General features: G+C 29.3%; 1 protein-coding gene. It reads right to left on the bottom strand.

The genetic code is table 11. The features are described from left to right. The coding region (locus AYC59_RS07650) for a GTP-binding protein (protein ID WP_245620684.1) at window positions 1-173 on the bottom strand (173 nt) is incomplete at its 3' end. Window positions 174-283: the final 110 nt, after the last annotated feature.

Genomic DNA, 283 nt, shown 5'->3' with positions numbered 1-283 from the left:
TCTCTTTCTTCTGGAGCTTGATCGATATTTTCAAAATCAACTTTTTGTGCTAATCCTTTCGCTGCTAATACTTTTGATATCGCTGCTGTTGTTGTTGTCTTCCCGTGGTCTACGTGTCCTATTGTTCCAACGTTTACGTGTGGTTTGCTTCTTTCAAACTTTTGTTTTGCCATTTTAGCCTCCGTTATATTTTTTTATTTTTTATTTATTTTACTAAGTAATTATATCATTTTACTTAATTAAAGTCAATAATATTAATGTACATTTGTATATTAAAAAAACA

Source organism: Pseudostreptobacillus hongkongensis, assembly GCF_001559795.1.
Lineage (GTDB): Bacteria > Fusobacteriota > Fusobacteriia > Fusobacteriales > Leptotrichiaceae > Pseudostreptobacillus > Pseudostreptobacillus hongkongensis.
The sequence above is the reverse complement of the archived record's forward strand: the minus strand, read 5'-3'. Positions and strand labels throughout refer to the sequence as shown.